Below are 8,287 nucleotides of genomic sequence, written 5' to 3'. Positions count from 1 at the left end.
TCCACGGCACCTTCATCCTCGGCCTGCCGGTTGAGACCAAGGAGACCATCGAGCAGACCATCAACTTCGCGAAGGAGCTCGACGTCTTCTCGCTGCAAGTCTCCCTCGCCGCGCCGTATCCCGGCACCGAGCTGTTCGAAATGGCGAAGCAGAACGGGTGGTTCACGAAGAGAGACAAGACCGACCTTGTCGAGGGCGACGGCTTCCAGCAGAGCACGCTGGAGTATCCCGGCCTGAGCAAGGACGAGATTTTCGCGTCGCTCGAGGAATTCTACCACCGCTATTACTTCAACAAGTTCGGCAAGCTGCTCATCCCGCGCGGCCCGTCGTGGCGCATTTTCAAGTCGATGTTGCAGGACAAGGACGTCTTCGTCCGCCGCACCCGCGAGGGATTCGAGTTTTTCAAGAGCCTCGCGCAGCGCCGCACCGACCTCGCGGCTGCGAAGGCCGCCGCCTGAAAATCAGTCGCGCCGCGTCCACACCCCGAGGGACTCAAGCTGCCGCGTGGCTGCGGCGCGCCACCCCCGGTTCGCCGCCGGACTCGCCGGACTCGGGTGAAGGATGCGGCCGAACTGCACCGCGCCGTCACCGAGCGCCAGCCGCGCACGCCGTTCGGCAAACTCCCCAACGCCGATCACCCATCGCGGCCGCAACGCGGCCACAAGCCTGCGCAGGTGCGAGTCGCACACGGCGAAGAGCCTCGCGGCCTCGGCCTCGCGCAGTTTGTCTGGCGTCAGGTTTCGGCCGCCCCCGTCCATGAACGCGAGCGGACAGTAGTTGGCAACGAAGTGATCGGCGAAGAACCGTTCCGGCGTCCCATATCGCTCCGCGAACATCCCCCACAACCGGCGTCCGCTCACTTCGGAACGCGCGCAGCCGAAGCCCTCGACGGGGCGTTTGGGATGCACACGCGCCGGCTGCGCAATCCCGGCGCTGATTGCCAGCCAGTCGCGCACCGCGGCGACCTCTCCGAAAGGCACGCCCGTTTGCGCCATGCCGAACGGCCCCGGGTTCATGCCGAGGAAGATCACCCGCTTCCGGCCTCGCGCGAAGCGGCGCAGATACGCCTCGTGCGACGGCCACGCGTAGTCGAGCGGGTTGTAAACGCACGCGACGGGTGGCGCGAACTCAAGCGTGCCGGCTGCCCGCGCAAGGCCTCGCGCAGCGGCGAGCACATGCCGGAGCGTTTCGCTCGACGTGCCGCGCGCGTTCATACGAGCAGCGATCGCACCGGTTCAAAATCGCCCCGACAAGGACAATCGCTGCCGGGTTGCGAGCCGTCCGTCCCCGAGTCTTTACAGTCGCGTCGCGCGGGCCTAAAGTCCCGCCCATGTCGGCGCCATATGATTTCTCGGAGTTCGTGGACACCGATGCGCCATCCACTTCGCCGCGCGCGAAGCCCGCGCCCGCGGAGCCCGCGCTCCGCGTTTCCATTCCGCAACGACCGCCCACGCGCGAGGAACTCGACGCGCAAGTCACCTCCGCGCAACTCCGCCTCGCCGAACTCAAGCGCCAGCAGGAGGAACTCGAGCGCGAACGCGCCGCGGTCGAGGAAGCCCGCCGCCGCCGCGTCGAGTTCCAGACGGGCCGCGAGGAGATGCTCCAGCACCTGACCCGCGGCGTGGCTCTGCTTGAGGAGGGCGACCTCACCGCGCGCCGCGAAGCCGAGCAGATGTCCAGATCGCTTGCCGCGCTCCGCGACTCCCTCGCGCGCATCGAGTCGCTCGACGAAGCGTCGTGGACCAAGGACAACTGCAGCACCGAGCTCACCCGCGCGCTCACCACGATCGAAAACGCGCGGATGGAATGGAACACCGCGCGGCTGAAGTGGCCCGTGCTCGACGGCCGGCCCGATTCACCGGCCGCGGCGAATCCAGCCGGCGCCGCGAGCGCGCTGCCGCTGCTGCATCCGGAGATGAGCTTCGCGCAACTGTGCCGTGCCGGCCTCGCGCTCACCTGGCCGGTCGCGCTGGCCGTGCTCATCGCGCTGGCGATTTTTCTGATTCGAAAGTAACCGGGAACCGTTGCCGCCATGGGAATCTTTACGAAGCGTTCGGATCCCTTGAATGACCGCGCGCGCGACTTGCAGGAGGAACTCGACGCCGTGCAGGCGGAGATCGAGCGTTTGCAGGGCGGCGCGCCCGCCGGTCCGCGGCTGCGCTCGACGGCCCTTCCTGATGGACAGCGCGTCGTGAGATCGCCCGAGGTGCCTGCGGCGCCCGCCCCGGCCCCGGTCACGACGTTGCCCGCGCCCGCGCGCGTGGAGTCGCTTCCCGATGTCGCTCCGCGCGCCCTGCCCCTCGCGCCGCCCGCGCGCAGCTCGGCCGCGCATTACAATGAATTCGGCGTGCGGAAGTTCGACCTCTCGGGATGGTGGCAGTCGTTCAAGGGCCGCGCCGCCGGTCCGGCGCAAACCGCCCCGGGAATCCTGCCCCTGCTCACCGCCGGCACCCTGCACGGGCTGCGTCCGCTCCGCTACGAACAGCGCGTCGCGCGCAACCGTTTCATCGGGCTTTTCCTCGTGCTGCTGCTCGCGCTGCTCGGGTTGTTCACCATGGTGCTCAAGAATTTTTGACCGCGCATGCACACCAAACTGATCCGGACCCGGGCCGGGGCATTCGCTGCGACGTTTTCCACGGCCGGGCTCGCCATGCTCGAGTTTCCCGGCGGCCGCAACGCCCGCGCTGTTGCGAGCCGGTCTCGAAGCGGGGAGAATGCGGCGTGGATTCGGCAGACGCGCGCCGCGCTTGACGATGGGCTCGCAGGTCGCGACCCGCGCGAACTGCCGCCGCTCGACTTGGCCGCGGGAACGGATTTCCAGCGGCGCGTGTGGCGCGAGTTGCTGAAGATTCCGAGCGGTCGCACGCGGAGCTATGGCGAAGTGGCGTCGCGACTGGGGAAGCCCGGCGCGGCGCGGGCGGTGGGCGCGGCGTGTGGCGCGAATCCGGTGCCGGTCCTCGTGCCGTGCCACCGCGTGCTTGCGTCGAACCGGACGCTGGGCGGCTTTTCAGGCGGAGTGAACTGGAAGCAGCGTCTGCTTGCGGCCGAGGGCGTAGGGGTCGGCGGGAAGTGACCGGCCGCTGGTTCACGGCAGCTTCTCGAGCCTGCCCCCGCCGCGGACCCGGTGGCGCACGCCGCGCCACGTGATCGTGTTGCCGAGGAAGGAGAGGATCCAGATCGGGAGTTGAAGCAGATCCTTCACCATTGCGAAGAGGAACCAACTGTCGCCCTTCGTCCGCGCGCCCAACGCATCTCGGAATTTATGTGCGGAAACAACTCGCAGTAGAACTCCAACTTGGAAGAGCGCAGCTCCGACAGACCAACCGGCTGCGGATTCGATCGGGCCGACTTCTGCCAAGAGACCTTGCGGGTATGAGAGGTGAACGTGGATGGCGACTGAAAGGGAAGCCGCCATTGGCCACAGCGTCGCGTTGCTCAGGATGCTGAAGAACCACGGAACGGGCTGGCACACGCGGATGGTCCGCGCCCAGCGCAGTTGATGCGCCCACACCTCGCGCCAGTTCATCGGCGCGCTCCAGCATTCCACGACCACGGGGCAGAGTTCGATGTGGTGCCCGCGCTTCGCAATCTGGTGGCCGAGCTGGTAATCGTCCGCGAGGTAGTCCACGAGGGACTCGAAGCCGCCAATCTCCGCGAGTTGCGCCCGGCGCGTGGCCATCACTGCGCCCAGCGCGAAGTCGAGCGGCCTGAGGCTGCGCGATTGAAGCACGGAGCTCCAGAAGTCGGCGTTGATCGCCACGGCTTCCCACTGCATCGCCGGCGTCGTTGGGTTCGCGAGGCGGTAGAAGCAGTTCACGAGGCCGACGGCGCGGTCCTCGATCGGCGCGAGCAGGTTCGCGAGCAGGTCGGGCGGTGCCTTCACGTCGGCGTCGCTGATGACGAGGTGCTCGTGCTTCGCGAGGCGCGCGAGGTGGACGAGCGTGGAGACCTTGGCGTTCGCGCCGAGTTGCTCCGCGCAGAGGACGAGTTGCGCGTCGCGCTGCGGGAACTCGGCGAGGAGATTCTTCACGAGGCCGCATACGGGGTCGTCCGCGGAGGCGACGCCGAAGAGCACTTGAACATCGGCGGGGTAATCCTGCTCGAGCCAGCTTCGGAGACACGCGGGCGTGTCGGGTTCGAGTCCCTTGAGCGGTTTCAGCAACGAGACGGGCGGCGTGAAGCGCGGCGACTCGATGCGCTTGTGCAGCGGGAAACGCCGCGCCACGATCCACTGCCACAGCGTGAGCGCGAGGCTCAGCATGGCGAGCGCGGCGAGGATGATGGTCAGCAGCACTGCGGCAGTTCTTAACACGCGGCGCGGCGGGGAGGGAAATCAATAGGGCCGGCGCGGCTTGCGTTCGCGAGTCCCGCCGCGTAGAAACTCCGGGGTTCTCCCATGAATTCACGCATCCCGCACATGAACTCGCCCTGTCCCGACCACCCCTCACCCGTCCCGCTCCGAGCGGGAGCACCCGCTCCCCTCCTCCGAAGTGGGGAGAAGGATGGGGTGAGGGGTGGTCGCGCGAGGTCGGAGGTGCCGGCGGCGAGTGGCGGCGGACTCGGGATTCTCGCCCGCATCGCACTCGCCACGTTCGCGCTGTCGCTCGCCGCCTGCCAGGTGCCGACGCCGGCCATTCCCGCCGCGCGATCGCCTGCAGTTTCACGCCCGCCGTCCGTGGCGTGGCCGCCGAGGGCATTCAGCGAGGATAAGCTGGCGGAGATGGACCGAGCGATCGAGGAGGCGATTGCGGCGAAGCGGTTGCCGGGCGGCGTGCTGTGGCTCGAGCACGCGGGGCAGGTGTATCACAAGTCCTATGGCCGGCGCGCGGTCGAGCCCGCGGACGAGCCGATGACGAAGGACACGATTTTCGACGCGGCGTCGGTGACGAAAGTGATGGCCGCGACGCCGGCGATTCTGTTGCTCGTTGAGCGCGGCAAGGTTGAAGTGGACGCGCCGGTTCGCACATACATCCCGACCTTCGACGGCGGTGGCAAGGAAGCGGTCACGATCCGGCACTTGATGACGCACACGTCCGGATTGCGGCCCGGGCTTGGCGCGGGCGAGTGGTCCGGCCATGCCACGGCGATCGAGAAGGCCTGCGCCGAAACGCTGCGCAGCGCAGCGGGCGCGCGGTTCACCTACAGCGACATCAACTTCATCCTGCTTGGCGAGGTGGTGCGGCGCGTGGCAGGCGCGCCGCTGAACGAGTTTTGCGGGCGCGAAATCTACGGTCCGCTCGGGATGCGCGACACGGGGTTTCTCCCGCCCGCGTCCAAGCTCGCGCGCATCGCGCCGACGACGAAGGAGAAGGACCTCGTGGTCCGCGGCGTGGTGCACGACCCGACGTCGCGCAAGATGTTCGGCGTGGCGGGCCACGCGGGGCTGTTCACCACGGCGGCGGACACGGCGCGTTTCGCGCGGATGCTGCTGAACGGGGGCGAGTTGGACGGCGTGCGCATTTTCAAGCCGGCGACGGTGAAGTTGATGACAAGCGTGCAGTCCCCCGAGGGCGTGCCGTCTCGGCGCGGGCTGGGCTGGGACATCGACTCGAGCTACAGCGGGCCGCGCGGCAAGGTGTTCCCGCTCGGTTCCTACGGGCACACGGGCTGGACGGGCACGTTGCTGTGGGTGGACCCGTTCTCGAACACGATTCTTGTCTTTCACTCGAACCGCAACCACCCGACGGAGTCGGGCAGCGTGCTGGCGTTGCGCGCGAAGCTCGGCACGCTCGCGGCCGAGGCGATCAAGGACTTCAATTTTCATCACGTGCCGGGCGCGTTGCCGCCGCGTGCGGGTTACGGCGAGCGGCCGTTGCAGGCGGAGGTGCTCAACGGCATCGACGTGTTGAAGCGGCAGAATTTCGCGCCGCTCAAGGGGCTTCGCATCGGGCTCATCACGAATCACACCGGCCACGACCGCGAGCGAAACGCGACGATCGACCTGCTCAAGGCGGCGGCGGACGTGCGGCTGACGGCGCTGTTCAGTCCCGAGCACGGCATCCGCGGCGCGCTCGACGAGAAGGTCCCGGACAGCGTGGACGAGAAGACGGGGTTGCCGGTGCACAGCCTGTATGGCGAGCGCCGCGCCCCGACGCCGCCGCAGCTCGCCTCGCTCGACGCGCTGGTGTTCGACATCCAGGACATCGGCTGCCGTTTCTACACCTACATGGCCACGATGGCCAACTGCATGGAGGCGGCGGCGAAGGCGGGCAAGCGGTTCTTCGTGCTCGACCGCGTGAACCCGATCAACGGCGCCGCGGTCGAGGGCCCCGTGCACACGGGCGCGGCGAGCTTCGTGGCGTGGCATCGCGTGCCAGTCCGCCACGGCATGACGGCGGGCGAACTCGCGCGGATGATCAACACGGAGCGCGGCTTCAAGGCGGACGTGACCGTGGTGCAGGTCGAGGGTTGGTGGCGGGACTTGTGGTTCGACCAGACGGGGCTGCCGTGGACGAATCCTTCTCCCAACATGCGGAGCCTCGCGGAGGCGACGTTGTATCCCGGCATCGGTTTGATCGAAACGGCCGTCAGCGTGGGGCGCGGCACGGACACGCCGTTCGAGCTGGTCGGCGCGCCTTACGTGGATGACGTGAAGCTCGCGGGCGAGTTGAATCGCGCGGGGCTCGCCGGGGTGCGCTTCGTGCCGGTGCGCTTCACGCCCAAGGCGAGCGTGTTCAAGGACAAGCCGTGCGCGGGGGTGGGCATCCTCGTCACGGACCGGGAGCGCTTCAATGCGGTGGACACGGGGCTCACGGTGGCGCTTGCGTTGCAGCGGCTGCACCCGGGGGACTTTGCGCTGGAGAAGGTGCACACGCTGCTCCAGCACCGCGCGACATTGGATGCGATCAAGGCGGGCCGGCCGCTGGCGGAAATCAAGGGCGCGTGGACTGCCGAGGTGGAGGACTTCAGGCGCCGGCGCGAGGCGTTTCTGATTTACAAGTAGCGCGCGGCTACGGGCTGCCCTGCTGGGTGCCGCTGACGATGTCGCCGAGCTTGAAGATCGGCAGGAACATGCAGATCACGATGCCGCCGACGACAACGCCGAGGAACACGATCAGCAGCGGTTCGATGAGGGAGGTCAGGCCGCTGAGTGTCGTGTCGATTTCCTCGTCGAGGAAGTCCGCGACGCGCTCGAGCATCTGGTCGATTTTGCCCGTCTGTTCGCCGGCGGTGAGCATGCGGATGATCATCGTCGGGAAGATCGGGTGCTTGCCGAGCGCGACGCTGATGCCCTCGCCGCGCTCGATGTCGCCGGCGGCGGCACGCGTGGCCTTCTCCATCACGACGTTGCCGCAGGTGTTTGCGACGATGTTGAGGACTTCGAGGAGGGGCACACCCGAGCGGACGAGCGACGCGAGCGTGCGTGTGAAGCGCGCGAGGCAAATCTTGTGGGCGATGGCTCCGAAGATGGGAATCTGAATCCGCACGCGGTCCCAGATTTCGAGCCCCTGCTTGGTCTTGATAAACCAGAAGAATCCCCAGACCAGCGCGCCCAAGCCCCCGAGCACGATGAGATACCAGCTCTTCATCCAGTTGCTGATGTCGATGAGCACCTGCGTCGGCGGTGGCAGTTTGGCGCCGAAGCCCTCGAAGACTTCTTTGAATACCGGCACGACGCGCACGAGCAGGAAGATCGTGATGCCGATGGCCACGAGCGTGACGACGGTCGGATACATCATCGCGGATTTCACCTTCTTGCGGAGGCGCTGCGTGTTTTCCAGGTAAGTCGCGAGGCGGGCGAGGATTTCCGACAGCAAGCCGCCCTTCTCGCCGGCGTCCACCATGCAGACGTAGAGGCGCACGAAGACCTTGGGATGCTTCTGGAGCGCGCTCGAGAAATTGTCACCGCCCTCGACGCGCGTGGTGACGTCGCGGATGACGTCGCGCATGACCTTGTTCGAGGTCTGGTCGCCGAGCGCCTGGAGCGACTGCACGATCGCGAGGCCGGCGTCGATCATCGTGGCGAGTTGCCGGGTGAAGATGACGAGGTCGGCCAGCGGCACGCTGCCGCCAACGATCTTGCCGCGCTTGCTGACCTTCTCCTGGATGCTGACCACGAGCAGATTGCGCCCGAGCAGCGCCTGCACCGCAGCCTGCTCGGAGGCGGCGTCGATCAAACTCTGCACTTCGCGACCGTTTCCCGCATCGCGCGCCACGTAGGTGAAGGTTGGCATACGTTGGGCCTTTTGTAGCGGTATGCACGGGAGATTCAAGGTGAAACCGCCGCGCCCCGCGCCCAACTTCGGGGCTTCCGCACGCGTGTTACTTTTCCCTTCCGCGCCCCGCC

At 67.4% G+C, this 8,287-nt stretch carries 8 protein-coding genes; 5 read left to right on the top strand and 3 right to left on the bottom strand.

Going from position 1 to position 8,287, the window contains the following annotated elements; genetic code table 11:
• The coding region (locus FJ386_14465; GenBank protein ID MBM3877893.1) for a hopanoid biosynthesis associated radical SAM protein HpnJ at positions 1-458 on the top strand (458 nt) is incomplete at its 5' end.
• A gap of 3 nt (positions 459-461) precedes the next feature.
• On the opposite strand, the gene FJ386_14460 is transcribed toward FJ386_14465, so the two are convergent.
• Complete coding sequence (locus FJ386_14460; protein ID MBM3877892.1) at positions 462-1,214, bottom strand: single-strand selective monofunctional uracil-DNA glycosylase; 753 nt, start codon at positions 1,212-1,214, stop codon at positions 462-464.
• Positions 1,215-1,330: 116 nt separating this feature from the next.
• On the opposite strand from FJ386_14460, the gene FJ386_14455 reads away from it, so the two are divergent.
• Genes FJ386_14455 through FJ386_14445 form a run of 3 tightly spaced genes read left to right on the top strand, consistent with a single transcriptional unit; the run spans position 1,331 to position 3,073 of the window.
• The gene (locus FJ386_14455; protein ID MBM3877891.1) at positions 1,331-2,014 is read left to right on the top strand and encodes a hypothetical protein; all 684 of its coding nucleotides are present in this window, start codon (positions 1,331-1,333) and stop codon (positions 2,012-2,014) included.
• A 48-nt stretch (positions 2,015-2,062) separates the two neighbouring features.
• Positions 2,063-2,575 carry a hypothetical protein gene (locus FJ386_14450; protein ID MBM3877890.1) on the top strand — a complete coding sequence of 171 codons (513 nt, stop codon included), beginning with the start codon at positions 2,063-2,065 and terminating at the stop codon, positions 2,573-2,575.
• Positions 2,576-2,581: 6 nt separating this feature from the next.
• The gene (locus FJ386_14445; GenBank protein ID MBM3877889.1) at positions 2,582-3,073 is read left to right on the top strand and encodes a methylated-DNA--[protein]-cysteine S-methyltransferase; all 492 of its coding nucleotides are present in this window, start codon (positions 2,582-2,584) and stop codon (positions 3,071-3,073) included.
• Positions 3,074-3,085: 12 nt separating this feature from the next.
• Here the strand turns inward: FJ386_14445 and FJ386_14440 are convergent, their stop codons facing one another.
• Positions 3,086-4,294 carry a glycosyltransferase gene (locus FJ386_14440; GenBank protein MBM3877888.1) on the bottom strand — a complete coding sequence of 403 codons (1,209 nt, stop codon included), beginning with the start codon at positions 4,292-4,294 and terminating at the stop codon, positions 3,086-3,088.
• A 426-nt stretch (positions 4,295-4,720) separates the two neighbouring features.
• Here FJ386_14440 and FJ386_14435 point away from each other — a divergent pair, with 426 nt between their 5' ends.
• Positions 4,721-6,943, top strand: a complete 2,223-nt coding sequence (locus FJ386_14435) for a DUF1343 domain-containing protein (protein ID MBM3877887.1) — start codon at positions 4,721-4,723, stop codon at positions 6,941-6,943.
• 7 nt (positions 6,944-6,950) lie between these two features.
• Here the strand turns inward: FJ386_14435 and FJ386_14430 are convergent, their stop codons facing one another.
• Positions 6,951-8,174, bottom strand: a complete 1,224-nt coding sequence (locus FJ386_14430) for a type II secretion system F family protein (protein MBM3877886.1) — start codon at positions 8,172-8,174, stop codon at positions 6,951-6,953.
• Positions 8,175-8,287 lie beyond the last annotated feature (113 nt).

The sequence above is a fragment of the Verrucomicrobiota bacterium genome (assembly GCA_016871675.1).
GTDB lineage: Bacteria > Verrucomicrobiota > Verrucomicrobiia > Limisphaerales > VHCN01 > VHCN01.
The sequence above is the reverse complement of the archived record's forward strand: the minus strand, read 5'-3'. Positions and strand labels throughout refer to the sequence as shown.

Coding starts and splice junctions, on each gene's coding strand:
- FJ386_14445 (MBM3877889.1), top strand. CDS start 2,582: ATGCACACCAAACTGATCCGGACCCGGGCCGGGGCATTCGCTGCGACG.
- FJ386_14455 (MBM3877891.1), top strand. CDS start 1,331: ATGTCGGCGCCATATGATTTCTCGGAGTTCGTGGACACCGATGCGCCA.
- FJ386_14460 (MBM3877892.1), bottom strand. CDS start 1,214: ATGAACGCGCGCGGCACGTCGAGCGAAACGCTCCGGCATGTGCTCGCC.
- FJ386_14435 (MBM3877887.1), top strand. CDS start 4,721: ATGGACCGAGCGATCGAGGAGGCGATTGCGGCGAAGCGGTTGCCGGGC.
- FJ386_14430 (MBM3877886.1), bottom strand. CDS start 8,174: ATGCCAACCTTCACCTACGTGGCGCGCGATGCGGGAAACGGTCGCGAA.